Genomic DNA, 19,793 nt, shown 5'->3' on the forward strand with positions numbered 1-19,793 from the left:
CGTTCAGATGACATAGTCCATGGGTTCGCCGCGCATTCGGCGCAGTTCCGCGGCGCGTTGGCAGAGGCTGGCCAGGGTCTCCTTTTCGAACACGGCCAGCATGGCGGCGCTGGCGCGGCTCCAGAGGTCGCGGAGCGCTTCCTCTTCGGGTGTGGCGGCGTCGGTTGCACTGCCGGCCCTGCCGGCGGTGGTTCCGGCCGGTTCAAACTGCTGGATCACCTCTCGGACGGTGATGGTGTGGGCGGGGCGGGCCAGCCGATAGCCGCCGCTGACGCCGCGCCGGCTTTCCACCAGGCCGCCGCTGCGCAGGTCGTTGAGGATTTGTTCCAGAAACCTTTTGGGGATGCGCTGGCGTTCGGCGATGGCCTGGATCCGTAGCAGGGCCTGATTTGGTGCCTCGGCCAGGGTCATCAACGCGCGCAGGGCATATTCCGTTCGCAGCGAGAGTTTCACGGGAGCTGATGGAATCGTTCAGGCTGAAGTTCGTCAAGCGCCCGGTCCGTGGGAGACGCGCCGTGGGTCGGAGCAGGGCGCGGCGGGGGGCTGTTCCGGAGGCGGAGAGTGGCCCGGGTGTTCGAACGTTGCAGTGGGCGAACGGGGGAGGCCCCGGCGTGAGGAACCTTCTTGATGCCCGTGTGTGCTTGCGACGTTGAATGGAGGGTGCAGCGGCGGCTGGCGGGTGGGTTTGTCGAGGCGGTGCGGAAACTGGTGAAGCTGCCAAAGTCCGGGGCGGACGATGCCCCGACCGGGGCCGGGCCGGTTCAGGTCAACTTCCGCTTGCGCAGGTTATGGGGAGCGATTCACGCTGCGTGCCGGGCAGGTCGAAGTCAGGTTCCCGCGGGTGCTCGATGGAGCGGATCATGCAAGACTCGGGTTCTCGATCGCAAACTGCCGCGGAACGGTCCGCCGCTTTTCTTGCCGAGGCGGAGCGGTACCGATTGGGCACGTTGACAACGGAACAGCCGCATCCCTTGACGATGGGGCTCGGGGAGGTGGCGCGGGCCGACGTTGGCGAGGCGTTGCGGCTGTTGTTCCAGGTGGATGAAGACGTCCTGGACCGCTACACCGCCGAGGTGCGGTCGGGTCGGATCCTGGCGGTGGGGCGGGAGGTGGTGGCGGCATTGGCGCGGGGTGGGCGCCTGTTTTTCACGGGTTGCGGGGCCACGGGCAGGTTGGGCGTGTTGCTGGTGGCGATCTGGCGGGAGTTTTGGCAGCGCGCGGCCCGGGCGGGCTGGTCGGACCCCGACACTGCTGCGGATTGGGAGAGGCGCGCCGTGCCGGTGATGGCGGGCGGCGACTATGCCTTTGTGCGGTCGGTGGAGGGATTTGAGGATCATGAGGGCATGGGCCGCAAACAGCTGCGGGACGCGGGTGTGCAGGAAGGGGATGTGGTGTTCGCGGTGACGGAAGGGGGCGAGACACCGTTTGTCATCGGGACGGCCTGGGCGGCGTTGGAGGCCGGGGCCACGCCATATTTCGTCTACAACAACCCGGATGAACTGTTGCGCAAGCACGTCGAACGGAGCCACCGGGTGCTCGATGAGCCGCGGATCCGGAAGTGGAACCTGACGACCGGCCCGATGGCGGTGACGGGTTCAACCCGCATGCAGGCGACGAGCATCGAGCTGGCCGTGCTGGTGACGGTGCTGGAGCTGGTGTTGCGGTGGAGCGGCCGGGTTCGGCCCCCGGGGTACGGCGGCGCTACCGACGGCGAGGCACCGGAATCGTTGCCGGCCCGGTTTGGTGAGGCGATGCAGTGGATGTGGCGGCAGCTGGCATCCGGGCCGGGTCTGCAGGCGCTGACCCGGTGGGTGACCATGGAGTGCGAAGTCTACCGCCGCGGCGGCAGGGTCAATTATTACGCCGGCTCCCTCGCGGCGGATCTTTTGACCGACACGGCCGAGCGGACGCCCACCTTCAGTTTGCCGGCCTTTCGCAAGCACGGGGATACGACCGCGGCGCCCTCGTGGGCGTTTCTTTACGTGCCCCAACCGGACTCGGTCCGCGCCTGGAGTTACGTGTTCAAACGACCGCCGGTCTGCCTGGAGTGGACCCGGGACGAAGTCCGGTCGCTGGTGCCACCGGAGCGGGTGGCGGGCGTGTGGGAGACCCTGGGGCGGATCCGGCTGGAGGAGCTGCTGCGGTTTCGAATTGGTGAGGACGGGTTGTCGGACCGGCCCTTGGGGCCCGGGGACGGGGCAGTGTGCCTGGCAGGGCCGGAGGATCTGCCGTTCCTCTGCCGGCCGGAGGGGTTTCTGCGCAGGCGTTGGGAAGAAGCGAGGGCTGCGGGGGCCGGTGCAGGGCTTGTCCTCGTGGCGCCGCCGCAGGTGTGGGAAAACGGGCGAACGTGGTTGAGGGAGTGGAAAGGGGGTGGCTTTGTTGCCGGTTTTCGTACTGCGGCGGAGGAGTTCTGGTTGGGCGGGCCGACGCGGGTGGTTGTGAAGATGATGTTGAACGCGGTTTCCACCGCGACCATGGCCCGCCTCGGCCGGGTGATGGGCAACGTGATGACCTGGGTGGTGCCGTCCAACGGCAAGCTGATTGACCGCGCCACACGGTATATCTGCCAATTGACCGGGCTTGGGTATGAGGCAGCCAACCGTTTGTTGTTTGAAGCACTGGAGCAGGTCGAGGAGCGCATGCGTTCGGGTCGGGCGCATCCTCCGGTGGTGGGTTTGGCCGTAATGCGGCATCGGTTGGGCGTCGATTGGTCGGAGGCCGAGCGCCGGTTCTGGGCGGAAACGGGTGTCCCGCCGGCAGGAGGGTTTCCGGGCTGAATCCGGAGCCGGCCCCGGGTCGGCCGGGTGCTGGCCGGTGCTGAACCAGAGCCGGCTTGCCCGGGGGATCGGACTACCGTTAACTGCGCTGCGTGGTTTTGTGGATCCGGTTGCACCGGGTCGGTGCCGGCGACCGGGCGGGACGTTTCCCGGTGTCCGGCGGGAGCAAGGCGATATGCGTGAGGTTGAAGGTTCGGTAACTGCGCCACTGGGTTACCAGGCGGCCGGTGTGTTTTGTAACATCAAACGATTGGGCACGGGCAAAGGGTCGGATCGCGGGCCCAAACCGGATCTGGCGCTGATTGTGTCCGATCGACCGGCGTTGGTGGCGGGGATGTTCACCACCAACCAGGTGGTGGCTGCGCCGGTGAAGGTGTGTCGTGAGGTGGTGCGTCGGGGGGTGGCCCGTGCGGTGGTGGCGAACTCCGGGAACGCAAATGCTTGCACGGGCCCTCAAGGGTTGGCTGACGCCCGGACCATGGCTCGTGTGGCAGCGGAGGTGTTGGGGATTCGCCCGCAGGAGGTGTTGGTGGCCAGCACGGGCCGGATCGGGGTTCCGCTGCCCATGGAGAACGTGGAGGCCGGAATTCGGGAGGCGGCCCGCGCGCTGGGACGGGGCGCCCCGTTCGGGGCCATGGCCGCGCAGGCCATCATGACCAGCGATACCCGGCCGAAAGAAGTCGCCTACGAATGGACCGTGGGCGGGCGGACTTACCGACTGGGCGGGATTGCCAAGGGCGCCGGCATGATCCATCCGCGCATGAGCCCCACCGGACGGCGTCCCGCCCCGTTGCCGCGACATGCTACAATGCTGGCGTTTCTCACCACGGACGCTTCGGTGGAACGGCGCTGGTTGCAGGCGGCTCTGACCGGGGCGGTGGCGGCCAGCTTCAATTGCATCACGGTGGACGGCGACATGAGCACCAACGACACGGTGCTGTTGCTGGCAAACGGCGCCGCCGGGAACGATCCGTGGACCGTACGAAGCCGGGGGTTCCGGCAGTTTGAATCCGCGTTGCATCGGGCCTGCCTGGAGCTGGCCCGGATGATTGTGCGGGATGGGGAGGGCGTGCACCGCGTGGTGACGGTGCGTGTGTTTGGGGCCCGGAACGCCCGGGACGCCGACGCAGCCGCGCGGGCCGTGGCCAACAGTCCCCTGGTCAAGACCAGCTGGCACGGGGGCGACCCCAACTGGGGTCGGATCATGGACGCCCTGGGCTACAGCACGGCGCAGGTGGTGGAAACGAAGGTGGACATCGGGTATGCTGCGCCGGGGTCGAAGGACGTGCTGTGGTGTGTGAAACGGGGGCGGCCCACCTCGGTGCCGTTTGAGGAACTGTGTCGGGCGGTGGCCCCCACGGAGTTTGAGCTGCATATCCGGCTCAACCTGGGCCGCGGCCGGGCCGTGATGTACGCCGCGGACCTGACGGAAGCGTATGTGGATTTCAACAAGGGCGATGTGACCAACCCCGCCTCGCTGGGCGGTTAAAACCATGAAAACGTTCACCTGGCTGATCTGCTCGCTGTGTGCGGTGACCTTGCACGCTCAAGTGCCGGCCGGTCTGGAGGCCGTGTTGGCCCCGGACGCCAAAGTGCGCAAGCTGGCCGATGGCTTTCAGTTCACCGAGGGTCCCACCGCGGACGCCGAGGGGAACGTGTTTTTCACCGACCAACCCAACAACCGGATCCTGAAATGGAGCGTGGACGGGCAGTTGTCCACGTTTCTCCAGCCGGCAGGTCGGGCCAACGGGATGTGCTTCGATCGCCAGGGACGCCTCATTGCCTGTGCCGATGAAACCAATGCCCTGTGGAGGATTGACGTGGCCACGCGACGAATCGAGGTGCTGGCCTGGCAGTTTGAAGGCCGTCCGTTGAACGGACCCAACGATGTTTGGGTGGCACCCAATGGGGACCTTTATTTTACCGACCCGTATTACCAGCGCCCCTGGTGGAAGCACAAGGAACCGCCTCAACCCGGGCAACACGTTTACCGGTTGAGCGCCGACGGCCGCTCGCTCACCCGCGTGGCCGATGATCTGCAGCAGCCCAACGGCATCATCGGTTCGCCCGACGGCAGGACGTTGTATGTGGCCGACATCCGTGCGGGCCGCACGTGGGCCTATGACATTCGTCCGGACGGTTCGCTGGCCGGCAAACGGCTCTTTTGCGAGGCGGGTTCGGACGGGATGACCCTGGACGAGGCCGGCCACCTCTACCTAACCGGACGGGGCGTGTTGGTGTTCGATCGGACGGGCCGGCATCTGGGGACCCTTGAGGTGCCGGAACGCTGGGTGGCCAACGTCTGCTTTGGCGGGCGGGATCGGAAGACCCTTTTCATCACGGCCAGCACCGGCCTGTACGCCGTCGAATTGCGTCATCGCGGGGCCAACCCGGGCAAATAAAAAGCCCGACAGGCGCGTTCACCCTGCCGGGATTGAAGCCGGCTGACGTTTCCTGCCGATGGACTCCGGACGGGCCCCGACCGTTTGAGCCGGCCGTCCACCGACGCGCCGGGGCGTCGATGTCAGGACGAAGCCGGCGGATTCCCTCCGGCTTGCTCCTCACCTTTCGGGGCCGCTTTGGACTTTGCCCCGGACTTTTGAGCTTGTTGGGCGGGTGACTCCTTCTCGGGCACCAGCAGGGCGGTACGGCCGACGCGCTTGCGCAGATAGGTGAGCTTGGCGCGGCGCACCTTGCCACGGCGCTCCACCTCGATCTTCTCGATCCGGGGCGAGTGCAGGGGGAACACCCGTTCCACGCCTTCACCGTAGCTGATGCGGCGCACGGTAAAGGTCTCGTTCAGACCCCGGCCGCGGCGCGCAATCACCACGCCGGTGAAGACCTGAATGCGTTCCTTGTCACCCTCCACCACGCGGGTGTGCACCCGCACGGTGTCGCCGACCGCAAAGTCCGGTTTGTCCTTGCGGAACTGTTCCGACTCGATCTTGTCCAACAATGCCTGGTTCATGATGACTCCTTCCTCCGTCCGCAGAATCCGGGAGCGTGGCGTGGGGCGGGCCTAGCGGGTGTTTTCCCCGGTGTCACCGGGATTGGCCCGGGCGCTGCCGGTGGAATCCGGGGGCCGTGCCTCCGGATCTGCCGGTGAGCCGGCCCCGGGATGCTCCCGCAACCAACGCGCCCACAGGTCGGGCCGGCGTTCAGCCGTGCGGCGTCGCGCCTGTTCGGCCCGCCATTGTGCGATGGCGGCGTGGTTGCCGGAGAGCAGCACCTCCGGGACCCGCATCCCGCGGAACTCGGCCGGCCGGGTGTACTGCGGATACTCCAGCAAACCCCGGCTGAACGATTCGTCCACGGCGCTTTCCTCGTCGCCCAGCACGCCCGGCAGCAGACGCGTCACGGCGTCAATAATCACCATGGCCGGCAACGCGCCGTTGGTGAGCACATAGTCGCCGATGGACAGTTCGTCGTCCACCAGGGCCTCGCGCACCCGCTCGTCCACACCCTCGTAGCTGCCGCAGATGAGCAGCAGACGCGGGCGTTGGGCCAGTTCGCGTGCGATGCCCTGATGAAAGACCCGACCGGCGGGCGACAACAGAATCACCCACGGCGGATCGCCCTCCGCCTTCAACGTCTCCACAGCTTCAAAGATCGGTTCGGGCTTCAGCACCATGCCCGGGCCCCCGCCAAAGGGGCGATCGTCCACGGTGCGGTGCCGGTCGTGGGTGAAGTCCCGCAGATTATAAATCCGCAGGTCCAACTTCCCCGTCGCCCGGGCCCGTTTCAAAATGCTTTCATCCATCGGGCCGGTGAACATCCCCGGGAACAACGTCAGCACATCAATCCGCATGCGTTTCCCGGCCCGATTGACAGGAGGCCGGCCCGACTAACGCCTGCCCGCCTCGCTGACCTCCACCACGCAATGCTGGCCGCGTTTGCCTCCGCCGGCCAGAACCAGCGACCGGATGGCGTTGATGGTGACGCCGTTCTTGCCGATCACCTTGCCCATGTCCGCCGGGTCCACCCGGACCTCGTAGACCACGGTTCCCCCGCGGCGCACCGAGCGGATGGAAACCGCCTCCGGCCGCGAGACCAGTCCCTTGATCACATAGTCCAGAAAGGCTTCCATGAAGCCGGTCCAACCTAGGCGGCCTGAGCTTTGGCGGCTCCGGCGGCACTGCGCAGGCGACGAATGAAACTGGCAACCGTCTCCGTCGGCTGCGCGCCGCGGCTCAGCCAGAGATCCACCTTTTGCAGGTCCAAGGTCACGTTTTCCCCCTTGGCCAGGGGGTTGTACGTGCCGATCTCGTCCAGGCACTTGCCGTCGCGCCGCGCACGGCTGTCCGCCACCACGATGCGGTAAAAGGGCTTGTTCTTGGCCCCTACGCGCTTTAACCGGATCCTAACCATAGTGCAAAATCCTCAATTACTGTCGCCGATCCGACACTCCGCCCAATCTCCGTAATTCAAGGGCCGCGCACCATACCCCGGGCGTGGCCGGCTGGCAAGCATCCTTTTTGGGTTGGCGGAATTTCACCCGGAGGGGCTGGCACGATGGATCCCGAGCATGCCCGGGCGCGGCCCGATGGGGAGGACCTGCTTGGGCGTGCAAAAGAACGGGCTCCGCCCGCCTGTGTGGCATGGGGGCCGCGACCGGGCTGTTCCCGGAGCGTGGGCCGGTCGGTTTCGCCTTGTTCGAAGGATGGGACCGGCATAGAAGTGACCGTGTGAGTTCAAGGAGGTGGCGAGTAGTCTTGGCGGCGTTTGTGGGGGCTGGTGGCATAGCGGTTTGGTGGCTTTCAAGCCAGCCGCGCCAGACCGGTGTGCCCGCAGGTCCATCCCCCGGCCAAGGGCCCGCTTGGGCGGGTGTGGCTGTCGCCCAGGTAGCCGCGCCCGGGACGGAACCGGACGAGAGCGCTGCTGCCGCACCTTTCCCGGATTTTGAGGTCCGTCCATTTCCGGCTGCGGTGGTTAAGGGACGATTCGCCTGGGCTGATGCGGATGGGAAAGACCCCGGGGTGATCCGCCGGCTGGCCCACAATCCGGTGGAGCAGGACCGCCTGCTGGAGGAAAACAGTCGGGTGTTGCGCCGGCAATTGGTGTACCTGGAGGTGACCACGGATCGTCTGATTCAACGCGCCCGGGTCCGCGGCGAACCGTTGACGGCGATCACCCTGCCGGGACTGGACGGGGCGGAGGTGTCGGTCGAGGTCGAGCGTGTGGACCTGGACCCATCGGGCGAGGGCGGGGCGTTGATGGGTTGGGTGGCGGGTGAGCCGGACTCACTTGTAACAGTGGCCTTTTATCGGGGGCGTGAGGCCTTCACGGTGCTGGCCCCCGGGTCAGGTCTGTATTTGCAGGGGCACCCGCGCGAGCCGGGACAGGTCATGGTGACCAGCTTTGACCCGGACACCTACCTGCCGCTGCCGTGTGGCGAACCCATCCGAACGACGCCATGAGAAGGGACTCATCATCCGGCTGGTGCGCGCCGTGGTCGGGGTCGGCGCCGTGGGCATTGATCTGCGTGTTCTGGGTCCTGGGATGCGGCGGGGCGGATGCGGCCGCGGAAGCGGATTTGTTGGTGGCCTACGATCAGAGTTACGCCGACAGCGTGGGCGGCGACGAGAACGCGCGCGTATTGATCGCCAACGCTGTGGCGGCATCGAACGCCATCAACGAACGGAGTGGCACCGGTGCACGCGTCCGCATTTGTGGGTATCACAAGACGGTCGGTCAGGCCGGTCGATCCACCCTTGGCGGGTACGTGGGCTGGCTGGCCAACCCGGGCGACGGCAACCTGGACGACGTGACGGCCGCGGCCAACGCCCGTGGGGCGGACCTGGTGGCCTTCATCTGCACACCCTCGGCCGGGGAAACCTCGGCTGCAGTGGCCCAGCAGCCGGGACGGTTTGCGGCGTACGCGCCGGCATATTTTTGGGCGATCGTGGTCGCGCACGAGACCGGGGGCCACAATTACGGTTGTGACCACCGCGGGGGTCGTGAGAACCCCAAGACGGTCATGCTGCACAACTACTGCGGCGGCGGGGCACAGCCTTATTTCTCCAATCCCAACACCTGGTTGAATGGCGTGCGGTTGCAGGGAGAGGGCAGTTGCCTGGGCCCCGCAGTGGACAACGGCGACAACGCGTACTTGATCAGCACCCGCGCCCAGGAGGTTGCGGACCGTTACGCCCGTGCGGTGACAGCGCCCGTGCTCGGTCAGGTGGTGCACTGGTGGCGGTTTGACGCACCCGCCGGACCGGCTGCGGGTGGAACGCGCCTGACCAACAGCGTGCCGGGAGGCGGGGACGCGTTGGTGCTGGGCAATGGCGCGGTGTTCACAGGAAGCGGCCTGCGCCTGCCCGGGGGTGCACCCGGCAGCGGCGCAGCCTACCTGCAGTTGCCGGCGAACACGTTGTCCGGGTTGAGCAATGTGACGATCGAGATCTGGGCGCGACCGTTGGCGGCTCAGAACTGGTCGCGCCTGTTCGATTTCCACAACGGGACCGGGCATTACGTGATGTTGTCCCTGGCCCGGGGCACGGACCTGAACGCGCAGCGGTTCGAGTCGGTGGTGGGCGGGGCCCAGGTCACCCGCGACAGCGGCCTGCCCACCGAATCGGGCACACTGTTCCACTATGCCGTCACCTACACGAGCACCGGGCCGGGTTCGGGCCGCTGGACGTGGTATCGAAACGGCGACGAGGTGGGCTCGCTGACCGTTAATTACGCGCTCGGCTCGTTTCAACCGGCTTATCTGTGGCTGGGCCGGTCCGCTTATGCTGCGGATGCATTGGCCCGGTGCGAGTACCTGGAGGTGCGGATCAGTCGGGTCGCCCTCCAGCGGGACCAGATTCTGGCGAACTATTCCCTGGGCCCCTGGTTCACACCCTCCACGGTCACCCTGGTGGCGGACGATCCGCCGGGGAGCTCGTCCTTTGCCGCGGCCGGACGCTGGAGTGACGGACAGGCCCCCGCCTTTACGAAGACCTATTCGACCTACCGGTTCCGATTGCGCACGCCGGCCGATGCAGTGTCGAGATCCTTTGCCGGGCAGCGACTCCGCCTGGACGGTGGGAGCCTGACCTGGCAGGGTACGGCCAGCAGCATCCTGCAGGTGCGTGACCTGGTGTTGGCCGGCGATTGCGAGCTGTTGCACGCCGGAACCGGTACCTGGACACTCACCGGCACGGCAACGGTGGAATCACCGGCTGCCATGGTCCGCGCCCAGAACGGACCGATCCAGCTGAACGCGGACGTGAAGGGTTCCGGCGCTCTCGTGTTGGTGGGACAGACCGTCACCCCGGGCGGGCAGAACGGAGAATTTCAGGGGCGCTGGATCGTGGGCGACGGGCGGTTTGGGGCGCTCCGCCTTGATCACGAGGCGCGATTGGGAACGAACTTTACCGCATTCATCGCCGACCAGCTCACATTGAACCGCGGGGTCCTCTACAACGTGGGCGACCTGATGCTGGACGATCCGACCCGCGGCATCCGGATCGGACCCAGCGGCGGGATCTTCAACGTGAGCCCGGGGACCACGTTCACCCTGGCGGTGCCTATCTCCAGCCCGGCAGCCGGTTCCGCCCGCGTCACCGTGCCCCTGTATCCCAACCCCAGCTCGGGTATGCTGATCAAGGAAAACTCGGGCACCCTGGTGTTGACGCACCCGAACAACGCCCACGCGGGCGAGATCGTCATCCGGGCCGGGACCCTGCGGGTTGGCGGCGCTGGCCGGCTGAACAACGGCGACCAGGCCCATCCGATCCAGAACAATGGCGTGCTGGTGTTTGAAACCTCTGCCGATCAAACCGTCAGCGGGCCCATTTCGGGGCCCGGTACCCTGGTGAAAGCGGGCACCGGAACCCTGCGCCTGACCGCGGCCAATCCCATGACGGGCCAGGTGATCGTGAATCAAGGTGTGCTGTACGCAGCCCCGGGGAATGCGGCCAACAACCGGGCGTTCAGTTACGTGAGCCGGATCGTGGTCAACGCCGGCGGCACATTGCGGGCCGGTATCAACGGCCTGTTTGGTTGGGACGGCACCCAGGCACGCCCGATTGTGGTCAACGCCGGCGGCCTGCTGACCATCGACGCGCCGGGCAACGACGTGAACGTGGGCTTGGTCACCCTCAATGGCGGTACAATGGCCGGGGGACCGAGCCCGGCCTGGGGCTCGTGGAATTTTGGCCGGGCAGCCCGCGCCAACCCGGGTTCGGGCCGGCTCGTGGTGACCGATGACTCGCTGGTTACGGCCACGGGCCTGATGTTTCACAGCGGTGCCTTCATTGACGTGGCCACGGGCAAGACCCTGACCATCAGTGGCAGCCTGAGCGATGCCACCAGCGAGGGGCAGTGCTCGCTCATCCTGCGGGGCGGCAACGGGACACTGGTTCTAACGGGCATCAATCCCTACACGGGCCCCACGGCCGTCAGCAACGGGACCCTGCTGGTGCACGGCACCGTCGGTACCGCTTCGGGCGGCGGGCCGGTGACCGTGGCGCCGGGCGGCGTGCTGGGCGGGTCGGGCACGGTGTTCGGGCCCGTGACGGTCCTTTCCGGTGGCACGCTGGCGCCGGGCGGTGGCGTGGGGTGCCTGACCATCAGCAACGACCTGAGGCTCGCCGCCGGGAGCGTGTTGTGGATGGAGTTGGACAAGGCCGAGGGCCGGCACGACCAACTGCGCGTGAGCGGGACGTTGATCAGGGGCGGCATCTTGGTGGTGACCAATCGCTCAGGGACTCTCGCCGCAGGCGATCAATTCCGACTTTGGGAGGCCGGTGCCGTGGCGGGGGGCTGGGACGAGGTCCGGTTGCCCCCATTGCCAACAGGGCTACGCTGGCGTGTGGACGAGGATTCAGGCCTGATCCGCGTGGAGCGGTCCGTCTCGACCGAACCGGTGATCATGAACGTGAACCGGTCGTCGGATGGGGCGATCGTGCTTTCCTGGCCGGAGGATCACACCGGATGGCGTCTGGAGGGCAAGACCAATGCCCCGCTTGTGGGCTCGCCCTGGTATCCGGTGCCGGGTTCGGAGACAACCAATCAGGTTTACCTGCGCTTCGACCCGACGGTGACCAATGCCTTCTTCCGTTTGATTCTGCCATGAGCCGGCTCGCGCTGGACTGGAGACCCGGAAAGGTCTAAGTATGCGGCGTGGCCGGCCCGCCCACCCCTCGGCCGGGCCGGCCGGGGGTTGAACCATGGTCGGTCCGCAAACCATGCAGGACGGTCCGGGGGGTGGCCGTCCTTGCCAACATCCGAACCATGAACTGGCAAGCTCCTGACCTTCGCGTGCACCCGCCACGCAGCCCGCGGGTGCGCCTGGGCGGTTACGTCATCCTGGCCCGCATGTTGGACAAGGGACGGGCACTGCTCGCCGGGACCAACGGCGAGTACAACTACAACTGCCCGCTGGACCAGCAGTTTCTGGCTTTCACCGGACTGGATGCGGAGGCGCTGAAGGCCGAGTTGGCAGCGGGTAAAAGCGACGGTGAAATCCTCGCATGGGTGCAGGCGCACGCCCGACCCCGTTCCATGGCCGAGATCCTGGCCTGGTCGGCCTGGCAGGAGCAACGTGCACCGGACAATCCGGACGGGCGCGCCTTTTTCAACGAGGTTCATCGCAAACTGGCGCCCCATCGGACGGACATCGTGACCTGGTTCGACCTTTTGGACCTGGACGATTACGTCAGTTTCGGCGGCCGGCCCTGAACCGCGCAGCGGGAGAAACAGCCATGACCGAAGGATGCGAACTGCCACGGTTTCAGTTGCCGCCCGGGGAGATCCGCCAGCTGCTGGCCACCAGCCGCCGGATTGCCGTGGTGGGGCTCTCGGACAAGCCCGATCGCGACAGCTACCGTGTGGCGGAGTACCTGCTGCGGCAGGGATACGACGTGATCCCGGTGAATCCGAACGTGCGGGAGGTATTGGGCCGGCCCGCTTGGGCAAGCCTCCGGGAGGTACCGGGACCGGTCGACATTGTGGACATTTTCCGGCGGCCGGATGCCGTGCCGGAGATTGTGGAGGCTGCCATCGCACGGGGCGACCGCGCCATTTGGATGCAGGAGGGTATCGTCCACAATGAGGCTGCGGAGAGGGCTCGGGCGGCTGGGCTGAAAGTGGTCATGAACCGTTGCCTGATGAAGGAGCACCGGCAATGGTTGGCCATGCAGCGGGCCTGACACGGCGAGTGGTGGACGGCCCGGGCAACCCGGCGGCGCCGATGCTGGTTTGAACATTGGAACGGCGGCCCTCGTCGAAGGGTCAGGGCGGGGTCCGACCTTCGCCGGTGGGATTCGCCGTTTCATTTTGCGACTTTGGCGGGAAAGGCATAGCTTTTGACGCAGGGAGTATCGGAATGAAGTACGTTTGGATCCTTTTGCTGGCGGCAGGCCTGGGTGCCGGCGGCTACTACCTGTGGCGGCAACAGAGTGCCGTGGGCGCCTCAAGCGGGCCGATGCGCCGTCCCACCACGGCCATCGTCATTCAAACCAACATCAGTTTCGCCGTAAACGCCGCCGGGGAGATCACGCCGGCCGAGCAGGTGTCGGTCCGACCGGAAATCAACGGCCGGATTGAACTGCTGCCGGTGGACATTGGGGATTTTGTCAAAAAAGGCGATTTGTTGTTCAAGCTGGACGACAGTGAATTGCAGCGACAACGGGCCTCGGCGGTCACGGCCGTGGAGCGGGCGCGGGTGGAGTTGGAGAAGGCCGAGCGGGACTTGCGCCGGGCCGAGCAGCTCCTAAAGGAGCGACTGATTTCCCAGGAACTTTACGACGACACGCGCACGGCCTATGAACTGGCGAAGAACTCCCTGGAACGCGCACAGAGCGAACTGGCCGTGGTGGAGGAACGTTTGACAAAGACGGAAGTCCGGGCGCCGTTCGATTGCACGGTCTTGACCCGGCCGGTGTCGGTGGGTCAGGCGGTGTCGGGTTCCGGCGGTGTCAGCGGCGGGACGGAAGTGCTGACGATTGCCGATCTGAGTGCGCTGGTGATCAATGCGCATGTGAACCAGGCGGATGTGCCCCGGTTGCACGTCGGGCAGAAGGTGGAGGTGACGGTGGAAGCGGTGCCCGGCCTCGTGGTCACCGGGATTGTCGAGCGAATTGCCCCTCAGGCCACCATTCGCAACAACATCAAGGGTTTTGCCACGCGGATCCTGCTGCGGAACGTGGATACGCGGATCCGGCCCGGCATGACGGCCAACATCCGGATTCCGGTGGCATCGGCCTCCAATGTCACGGCGGTGCCGTTGCCGGCGGTGTTTACCGAGCGCAATCCGGAGACGGGCCGGTTCGAGCGGTTTGTGTTTGTCAGGCAGCCCGACGGCACGGTGGAGAAACGCGAGGTGAAGGTCGGCGTGTCGGATTTTTTCTATGCCGAGATTCAGGAGGGACTTTCCCCGGGTGAGGTGGTCATGTTGGAGATGCCGGCCGAGGAGCTGGAGCGGCGGGCGCGGTTGCTGGCCGGTCAGGGCCAGCAGGGTCAGGGAGGTCCGGCCGGGATTCGGGGCGCGGGCGGCGGGCGGGGTCCCGGCGGTCCACCCGCTGGCGGCGGCGGTCGCCCGGGTGGCGGGCCCGGGGGCGGCGGACGGCCCCCCGGCGGGGCGGGTCGGCAGAGTGGCTGAAGGCGGGAAAGGGACAACGCCATGGCGCTGGTTGAACTCCGCAATGTGACCAAGATTTATCACCTGGGCGGCGAGGAAATCCGCGCCTTGGACAACGTGTCGCTGGACATCGAGGAAGGGGAGTTCATTTCGGTGATCGGCCCTTCGGGCAGCGGCAAGTCCACGCTGATGCACATTCTGGGCTGTCTGGACACGCCCACCAGTGGCACGGTGAAGCTGGATGGCATCATGATTCAGAATGCGTCGCCCCGTCAGCTGGCCGCCATCCGGAACCAGAAGATCGGGTTTGTGTTTCAGTTTTTCAATCTGCTGCCCAAGCTGAACGTGCTGCAGAACGTGGAGCTGCCCATGATCTACAGCGGGGTGCCGGCCCGGGAACGGCACCGGCGGGCCATGGCGGCGCTGGAGGCGGTGGGAATGGCCAACCGGGCCAAACACCGGCCCAGCCAGTTGTCGGGCGGTCAGCAGCAACGCGCGGCCATTGCCCGGGCGCTGGTCAACAACCCGCGCATCATCTTTGCGGACGAACCAACGGGAAACCTGGACACGCACACCGGCGAAACGATTCTGCAGCTGTTCCGGAGTCTGAACGCCGAGGGACGCACCATCGTGCTGGTCACGCATGACCCGGAAATTGCCGCGGTGACGCCGCGCCGGATCGAAATCCGCGACGGCAAAATCATGCCCAAACCGGATCTGCGGTTGGCCGGGCTTCGGAATGAGTCATGACGGATCGGACACATCCTCAAGGGCTCGACACCCGGTCCCTGGCGAGCCGATTGATCCCGACCCTGCAGGCCGGGTTGCGGGAGATTTGGGCCCACAAGTTCCGTTCATTGCTGACGATGCTCGGGATTGTGCTGGGCGTTTCCAGCCTGGTGGCCATGTCGGCGCTGGTAACCGGGATGGAACGGGGCGCCCGCGAGGCGTTGATCGCCATCGGCGGGCTGGCACGGGTCCGGGTGGAACCGGCGGAGCTGCCGGTGGACCAGCGGCATCTGGCCGATCAGGCGGTGGGGATCACCCTCAATGACGTGGAGGCGCTGGAGCGGAGCGCCCCGCTGGTGCGACTGCTTTCCCCCGAGATGCGCATCCCGGCCACCGTTTCGGCCAACGGCAAGACATTCCGTCCCTGGATGTGTGTCGGGGTCCGGCCGGCTGCACTGGAGATGATGGAACATCGGATCGCCCACGGCCGGATGTTCAACGAGCTGGATGACGAGCTGGCCCGGAACGTCTGCGTCATCGGCACGGCCACTCGCGATGAGTTGTGGGGATCCCCCGAGGAGACAGGCCGCGAAATCATCCCGGTGGGCGAGACGCTCTACATCAACGGCGTGCCGTTCGTGATCATCGGCATGTTCGAGCACTACGAGAGCGAGCAGGAACGCCGCGAGCGGGAATTGCGCCGGCAACAACAGGCGGAGTCCCAGGTTCAGGTCGGGCCGCAACGGGATCGCGGGCGTGTGCGCCGGCCCGGCGGGTTTGCATTCCGGCTGAAGAACTCAACCATCCTGATCCCGCTGAACACGGTTTGGATGCGGTTCCGGACCATGGTGGTGACCTCGGGGTTTGGTCCGCGGTGGTTCCGGGACCCGTCGGCGCTGAACACGCGGCCCGATCCGGTACTGTCGGGGTTGGAGGTGAAGGTGGTGTCGGTGGACCTGCTGCCGGAGGCGCTCCAGCAGATGCGCAATGTCCTGATGCTCACCCACCGGGGCATCGAGGATTTTCAGTTCCGCACGCAGGAGGAGTGGGCGGAGCAAATTGACACCTTTGTGCGGAACGCGCGTTTGAGCGGCGGGTTGATTGCGGGCATCAGCCTGCTGGTGGGCGGCATCGGCATCATGAACATCATGTTGGCCAGCATTTCCGAGCGGGTTCGGGAGATCGGGATCCGGAAGTCCGTGGGTGCGTCCGACGGCGACATCTTTGTGCAGATTTTGGTGGAATCGGTGGTGGTTTCGGTCCTGGGCGGGTTGCTCGGGATGGCGGCGGCGGTGGGGTTGGTGCATCTGGTGGCCCAGCTTTCCCCCACGGGCAATGAGCCGGTGATCACGCCCCTGGCACTGGGGGTGGCCTTCGGGTTCAGTGTCGTGGTGGGGATCCTGGCGGGCATTTATCCGGCGGTCAAAGCGGCGCGGCTGCACCCGATCGAGGCCTTGAGGTATGAATAGCGGTCTCCGGACAAACCCGGGTATTTCGGCGCGGAGCCGCCGAGGACACCGACCATGACGATCTGGACTTCATTTGTGGTGGGTCTGAAGGAGGTCTGGGCCCACAAGATGCGGTCCCTGCTGACCATGCTGGGGATCATTCTCGGCGTGGCGAGTCTGGTGGGCATGACCGCCATCATCAAGGGAATGGAAAACGGGATGAGGGAAACCCTCATTGCCCTGGGCGGCGCCGACAAGGTCGAGGTGCGGGAAGGGGACGTGCCGCCGGACCAGGAACACCTGGCCGATCAGGCGCCGGGCCGGACCTTGATGGACGCCCAGGCGTTGAAGGAGGCGGCGCCGCTGGTCCGGTACGTGGCTCCGGCGATCCGGGTGGATGGCGCGGTGCTTTCCCGTCGGGACAGGACGGTCATCCCCAGCGAATGCCTGGGTGTGACGGAGGACGCGTTGGCGGTGAACCTCCACACGGTGGCTTACGGCCGGTTTTTCAGCGATCTGGACCAGGAACTGGCCAACCCGGTTTGCGTCATCGGGACCGCCATTCGCGACGAATTGTTCGGTTCGCCCGAGCGGGTCGGCCATGAAATCATCCCCATCGGGGAGGTGATCTTCATCAACGACCAGCCATTCACCATCGTGGGCATGTTCGAGCGCTACGAGAGTGAGCAGGACCGTCGTCGGCGTCTGGCGGTGGCGAAGCGTCCGACGTCGCAACCGGTCGGTCCCCAGCGGGCCCGGGGATTCGGGGGGCGAAACTGGGCGTTCGACCGAAAGAACCGGACGGTGTACATCCCGCTGAAGACCGCCTGGCTGCGGTTCCGCGCCAGCAGCGATCGGGACGGGATCCCGGATCCGCGTCTGACCGCCCTGGACATCAAGGTGGAGGGCTTGGACCAACTGATTCCGGGCCTGCAGCAGGCACGCAACGTACTGATGATCACCCACCGGGGCATTGAGGACTTTGAGTTCAACACCCAGGAAAACCGCGTGGAAGACATCAACCAGCAGATCCGCAACGCGCGCATGAGCGGGGGTCTCATTGCGGCCATCAGCCTCCTCGTGGGTGGCATCGGGATCATGAACATCATGCTGGCCAGTATCAACGAACGCATCCGCGAGATCGGTATCTGCAAGGCCGTGGGTGCCACCGGCTTCGCGATTTTTGTGCAGGTGTTGATCGAAAGTTTGGTGGTGGCGCTGCTGGGGGCGGCCCTGGGCGTGGCGGTCTCCTTCGGCTTCGTGCACGTGCTGTCCTGGATCACCCCGACGGCCAACGAGCCGGTCATCACCCCCACGGCCCTGGTCGTGGCAGTGGCCTTCAGTGCGGCGGTGGGCGTCCTGGCCGGACTTTTCCCCGCGTTCAAAGCGGCCCGACTCCACCCCATCCAGGCCCTCCGTTATGAATAACGCCCCGGCAGCTGAGTCGGGCCCGCAGTCGATCGGCCGGATCCGGATCACCAGACCCGACACCACAAGACCTTGAGGTACCGGCCTTCGGGACAGGCAGACCAAACCGGATGATCCGGACCGGCGCCGGAACGCTCCAGAATCTGGAGTCTGCGACTCTGCTTGTGCACGGCACGGATGACGACCTTTTCGAACATCTCCTCGCTGACAAGGCCGGAGCAGGAGCAGGTCACCAACAATCCGCCGGGCCTGACCAACGCCGCGGCCAGCCGATTGAGATCCTCGTACCGCTTCAGCCCCTCCTGCATTTCTTCGCGGGAGGCGACGAACTTGGGTGGATCCAGCACCACCACGTCCCATTGCCGGCCATTGCGCTGCATCTGGCGCGCGTAACTGAAGGCATCGCAGTGAACCCATTGAACCCGAACCTGATTGAGGTGGGCGTTGCGACGCGCCCGGGCGACGGCCTTTTCGTCCAGGTCCACCCCCGTTACGTCTCCGGCCTTTCCCAACACGGCCGCGGCCAGCGCAAACCCGCCCGTGTAACAGCAGAGATCCAGCACGCTTTGACCGGGCTGAACCAGCCGGGCCAGCCGCAGCCGGTTTTCCCGTTGATCACAGAAGAACCCGGTCTTGTGGCCCTCGGCGAAATCCACCTCGTACACCACGCCGTATTCGCGAATCTTCACCGGTCGGACCGCGGCATCGGGGGCCTGTCGCGGGACACCCTCCACACGCGCGGCAAGGTCGGTGACCTCGATCACCTCCCGGCGGGTGCCGAGCCGGCGGTGTAGATGGGCCAGCCAGCGCGGGAGCCGCTGCCAAACCCCCAGGCTCTGCACCTCCACACTCAACACGTCGGCAAACCGGTCCACCACCAGGCCGCCGAGACCGTCGCCGTCCGAGTGCACCACGCGAAAGGCATCGGTAACCTCCGGCAGATGCAGGAGCTGTAGTCTCAGCTCCACGGCCCGATCCAGCAGCACGAGGAAATCTTCCTCCGTAAAGGGCTCCTCGCCGTGTCGGAACATCCGCAGCGGTACGCGGGCCCGGGGATGATAGAGCCCCGTGCCGAACACGCGCCCCTGCCGATCATACACGGTGACCAGGCTCCCGGGCACGGCGTCCGACGACGCCTCCGCAATCATCGCCGGGTAAAGCTGCGTCGAGTAACTGAGATATTTCAGCCGGACCCAGGGTGACCGGAGTGGACCCGGTGTGTCCGCCGCGGGCGTGCTGGCGGTGGTTCGGGAGGGGTCGGAGGGCCCGGGGACGCCGGCGGACGAAGGCCGCGCCGCGTGGGTCTGCTGCCCGGCGGGGGCGGTCGCATCCCGGAGGACCGGTTCGGCTGCAGCTCTGGTTTTGCCCGGTTTCATGGTTCTGCGGGGAGAGTGTGCCTCAGGGGAGTGGTATCCTCCAAGCCGGTTCCCGCGACAAGCGCGGTCGCGTGTGCTTCCGGTGGGCCTTTGGGGCTGCGGTCGTCGGGGTGCACGACTTCCCATTGCACGGGTGAGACCATGGGTAGGTGCACTTCATCCCGCTTGCGCCGGCTGGGTGGACAGAACGGGTTTGCAGGCATGCAACGTCGGAGGACCCTACGTGCGGGGTGGGGTTCCGCCCTCCCCAAACCTTAGCCATCGCCTGAGGTATTGCACCGGCGGGTGAAGATTTTTTGGGTTCGGCGTTGAATATCCTCGCGCGCCGTGCCTCAATGAAGCATGCCGACCGTCACCAAACGCTCGCCCAGGATCCGCTTCGAGTTCGTCCCCGCCCGCAAGCAGTCCACCCTGGGCGGCCTGCCCGCCCTGGAAGCGCTGGCCCAGCAGTTTGACCTCTGGC

Annotated in this window: 17 protein-coding genes; 11 read left to right on the forward strand and 6 right to left on the reverse strand. The window is 66.2% G+C overall.

The window, feature by feature from the left end; genetic code table 11:
- Positions 1 to 3 precede the first annotated feature (3 nt).
- Positions 4 to 453, reverse strand: a complete 450-nt coding sequence (locus tag G4L39_RS12890; protein WP_165108704.1) for an Rrf2 family transcriptional regulator — start codon at positions 451 to 453, stop codon at positions 4 to 6.
- A 494-nt stretch (positions 454 to 947) separates the two neighbouring features.
- Here G4L39_RS12890 and G4L39_RS12895 point away from each other — a divergent pair, with 494 nt between their 5' ends.
- The 3 genes from G4L39_RS12895 to G4L39_RS12905 all read left to right on the forward strand — a co-directional run bounded on the left by G4L39_RS12895 (position 948) and on the right by G4L39_RS12905 (position 5,179).
- The gene (locus G4L39_RS12895) at positions 948 to 2,777 is read left to right on the forward strand and encodes a hypothetical protein (RefSeq protein ID WP_165108706.1); all 1,830 of its coding nucleotides are present in this window, start codon (positions 948 to 950) and stop codon (positions 2,775 to 2,777) included.
- Between the two features lie 175 nt (positions 2,778 to 2,952).
- Positions 2,953 to 4,266: a bifunctional glutamate N-acetyltransferase/amino-acid acetyltransferase ArgJ gene (argJ, locus tag G4L39_RS12900; protein ID WP_165108708.1), complete on the forward strand. Its 1,314-nt coding sequence runs from the start codon at positions 2,953 to 2,955 to the stop codon at positions 4,264 to 4,266.
- Positions 4,267 to 4,270: 4 nt separating this feature from the next.
- Positions 4,271 to 5,179, forward strand: a complete 909-nt coding sequence (locus G4L39_RS12905) for an SMP-30/gluconolactonase/LRE family protein (RefSeq protein ID WP_165108710.1) — start codon at positions 4,271 to 4,273, stop codon at positions 5,177 to 5,179.
- A 122-nt stretch (positions 5,180 to 5,301) separates the two neighbouring features.
- On the opposite strand, the gene rplS is transcribed toward G4L39_RS12905, so the two are convergent.
- From rplS to rpsP, 4 genes are read right to left on the reverse strand one after another with little or no spacing between them, the layout of a single operon-like run.
- A complete protein-coding gene (gene rplS, locus G4L39_RS12910) occupies positions 5,302 to 5,745 on the reverse strand; it encodes a 50S ribosomal protein L19 (protein ID WP_165108712.1) in 444 nt (147 codons plus the stop codon).
- Between the two features lie 51 nt (positions 5,746 to 5,796).
- Positions 5,797 to 6,585, reverse strand: a complete 789-nt coding sequence (gene trmD, locus G4L39_RS12915) for a tRNA (guanosine(37)-N1)-methyltransferase TrmD (RefSeq protein WP_165108714.1) — start codon at positions 6,583 to 6,585, stop codon at positions 5,797 to 5,799.
- 36 nt (positions 6,586 to 6,621) lie between these two features.
- Positions 6,622 to 6,864: a KH domain-containing protein gene (locus G4L39_RS12920; protein ID WP_165108716.1), complete on the reverse strand. Its 243-nt coding sequence runs from the start codon at positions 6,862 to 6,864 to the stop codon at positions 6,622 to 6,624.
- A 14-nt stretch (positions 6,865 to 6,878) separates the two neighbouring features.
- Positions 6,879 to 7,145, reverse strand: a complete 267-nt coding sequence (gene rpsP / locus G4L39_RS12925) for a 30S ribosomal protein S16 (protein WP_165108718.1) — start codon at positions 7,143 to 7,145, stop codon at positions 6,879 to 6,881.
- A gap of 557 nt (positions 7,146 to 7,702) precedes the next feature.
- On the opposite strand from rpsP, the gene G4L39_RS12930 reads away from it, so the two are divergent.
- From G4L39_RS12930 to G4L39_RS12965, 8 genes are all read left to right on the forward strand, one after another.
- Entirely contained in the window at positions 7,703 to 8,194 is a 492-nt protein-coding gene (locus G4L39_RS12930; RefSeq protein ID WP_165108719.1) for a hypothetical protein, read from the forward strand.
- A complete protein-coding gene (locus G4L39_RS12935) occupies positions 8,191 to 11,844 on the forward strand; it encodes an autotransporter-associated beta strand repeat-containing protein (RefSeq protein WP_165108721.1) in 3,654 nt (1,217 codons plus the stop codon). Before G4L39_RS12930 ends, G4L39_RS12935 begins: the two co-directional genes overlap by 4 nt.
- A gap of 158 nt (positions 11,845 to 12,002) precedes the next feature.
- Positions 12,003 to 12,449, forward strand: a complete 447-nt coding sequence (locus G4L39_RS12940) for a DUF5069 domain-containing protein (protein WP_165108723.1) — start codon at positions 12,003 to 12,005, stop codon at positions 12,447 to 12,449.
- A 23-nt stretch (positions 12,450 to 12,472) separates the two neighbouring features.
- Positions 12,473 to 12,919: a CoA-binding protein gene (locus tag G4L39_RS12945; protein WP_165108725.1), complete on the forward strand. Its 447-nt coding sequence runs from the start codon at positions 12,473 to 12,475 to the stop codon at positions 12,917 to 12,919.
- A 176-nt stretch (positions 12,920 to 13,095) separates the two neighbouring features.
- Entirely contained in the window at positions 13,096 to 14,370 is a 1,275-nt protein-coding gene (locus G4L39_RS12950; protein ID WP_165108727.1) for an efflux RND transporter periplasmic adaptor subunit, read from the forward strand.
- 21 nt (positions 14,371 to 14,391) lie between these two features.
- Positions 14,392 to 15,099: an ABC transporter ATP-binding protein gene (locus G4L39_RS12955; protein ID WP_276607583.1), complete on the forward strand. Its 708-nt coding sequence runs from the start codon at positions 14,392 to 14,394 to the stop codon at positions 15,097 to 15,099.
- A complete protein-coding gene (locus G4L39_RS12960) occupies positions 15,096 to 16,547 on the forward strand; it encodes an ABC transporter permease (RefSeq protein ID WP_165108729.1) in 1,452 nt (483 codons plus the stop codon). The genes G4L39_RS12955 and G4L39_RS12960 overlap by 4 nt, the downstream gene beginning before the upstream one ends.
- A 54-nt stretch (positions 16,548 to 16,601) precedes the next feature.
- The gene (locus tag G4L39_RS12965; RefSeq protein ID WP_165108732.1) at positions 16,602 to 17,954 is read left to right on the forward strand and encodes an ABC transporter permease; all 1,353 of its coding nucleotides are present in this window, start codon (positions 16,602 to 16,604) and stop codon (positions 17,952 to 17,954) included.
- A gap of 47 nt (positions 17,955 to 18,001) precedes the next feature.
- On the opposite strand, the gene G4L39_RS12970 is transcribed toward G4L39_RS12965, so the two are convergent.
- Positions 18,002 to 19,330 (reverse strand): class I SAM-dependent rRNA methyltransferase, encoded by a 1,329-nt coding sequence (locus G4L39_RS12970; RefSeq protein ID WP_205881003.1) that lies wholly within the window; start codon positions 19,328 to 19,330, stop codon positions 18,002 to 18,004.
- Positions 19,331 to 19,793: the final 463 nt, after the last annotated feature.

It is taken from the genome of Limisphaera ngatamarikiensis, assembly GCF_011044775.1.
Taxonomy (GTDB): Bacteria; Verrucomicrobiota; Verrucomicrobiia; order Limisphaerales; family Limisphaeraceae; genus Limisphaera; species Limisphaera ngatamarikiensis.

Bases quoted from the DNA above. Each gene is read 5' to 3' on its own strand.
- G4L39_RS12960 (WP_165108729.1), top strand. From the start codon at position 15,096: ATGACGGATCGGACACATCCTCAAGGGCTCGACACCCGGTCCCTGGCG.
- G4L39_RS12950 (WP_165108727.1), top strand. From the start codon at position 13,096: ATGAAGTACGTTTGGATCCTTTTGCTGGCGGCAGGCCTGGGTGCCGGC.
- G4L39_RS12940 (WP_165108723.1), top strand. From the start codon at position 12,003: ATGAACTGGCAAGCTCCTGACCTTCGCGTGCACCCGCCACGCAGCCCG.
- G4L39_RS12905 (WP_165108710.1), top strand. From the start codon at position 4,271: ATGAAAACGTTCACCTGGCTGATCTGCTCGCTGTGTGCGGTGACCTTG.
- G4L39_RS12945 (WP_165108725.1), top strand. From the start codon at position 12,473: ATGACCGAAGGATGCGAACTGCCACGGTTTCAGTTGCCGCCCGGGGAG.
- rplS (WP_165108712.1), bottom strand. From the start codon at position 5,745: ATGAACCAGGCATTGTTGGACAAGATCGAGTCGGAACAGTTCCGCAAG.
- G4L39_RS12965 (WP_165108732.1), top strand. From the start codon at position 16,602: ATGACGATCTGGACTTCATTTGTGGTGGGTCTGAAGGAGGTCTGGGCC.
- G4L39_RS12955 (WP_276607583.1), top strand. From the start codon at position 14,392: ATGGCGCTGGTTGAACTCCGCAATGTGACCAAGATTTATCACCTGGGC.
- argJ (WP_165108708.1), top strand. From the start codon at position 2,953: ATGCGTGAGGTTGAAGGTTCGGTAACTGCGCCACTGGGTTACCAGGCG.
- G4L39_RS12970 (WP_205881003.1), bottom strand. From the start codon at position 19,330: ATGAAACCGGGCAAAACCAGAGCTGCAGCCGAACCGGTCCTCCGGGAT.
- rpsP (WP_165108718.1), bottom strand. From the start codon at position 7,145: ATGGTTAGGATCCGGTTAAAGCGCGTAGGGGCCAAGAACAAGCCCTTT.
- G4L39_RS12935 (WP_165108721.1), top strand. From the start codon at position 8,191: ATGAGAAGGGACTCATCATCCGGCTGGTGCGCGCCGTGGTCGGGGTCG.
- trmD (WP_165108714.1), bottom strand. From the start codon at position 6,585: ATGCGGATTGATGTGCTGACGTTGTTCCCGGGGATGTTCACCGGCCCG.
- G4L39_RS12920 (WP_165108716.1), bottom strand. From the start codon at position 6,864: ATGGAAGCCTTTCTGGACTATGTGATCAAGGGACTGGTCTCGCGGCCG.